The sequence below is a fragment of the Mesorhizobium sp. M7A.F.Ca.CA.001.10.2.1 genome, from assembly GCF_003998575.1.
GTDB lineage: Bacteria > Pseudomonadota > Alphaproteobacteria > Rhizobiales > Rhizobiaceae > Mesorhizobium.
Window position 1 is genome coordinate 1 of record NZ_RZQY01001274.1, and the last position, 579, is coordinate 579.

General features: G+C 66.3%; 1 protein-coding gene. It reads left to right on the forward strand.

The window, feature by feature from the left end:
- Nucleotides 1–579 (forward strand): phosphatidate cytidylyltransferase (locus tag EN964_RS36600; RefSeq protein WP_127277605.1); only part of this gene is annotated, 579 nt, incomplete at both ends.

The window sequence follows — 579 nt, forward strand, 5'->3', positions numbered from 1 at the left end:
TCTATGAATGGACCCGCATGTCGCGGCCAACCGGGGCAACGGGCCTTGGTTTCCTGCCGGAAGCACTGCTGGTTGTCTTCATTGGCGCCTTGATTGGCGGTCTGGCCGCCTCCTGGCTGCTGCCGCTTGTGGCGGCCATCGTTGCCGCAACGGCGATAGCCGCCTCGGTTCGCAAGACCGGACAATGGGATGCGAGCGGCCTTGCCTATGCCGCGGTTTCAGGCCTGTCGCTCGCCTTGCTGCGCGATGGCGATCGTTCAGGCCTCATTGCCATCCTGTTCCTGTTCGCTGTCGTCTGGGCCACCGATATCCTTGCCTATTTCGTTGGCCGAGCCGTTGGGGGGGCGAAACTGGCGCCCTCTATCTCGCCCGGCAAGACGCGCAGCGGCGCACTCGGCGGCGCTGTCGGCGGCGTCGTCGCCGGGCTGGTCCTCGCCGCAGCTGCCGGTGTCGGCAATCTGGCATTGCTCGGCCTGGTCGCGCTCGTGCTGTCGATTGTCTCGCAGGCAGGCGACCTGTTCGAATCCTGGATCAAGCGCCGCCATGGCCGCAAGGACTCAGGTGCGCTCATCCCGGGCC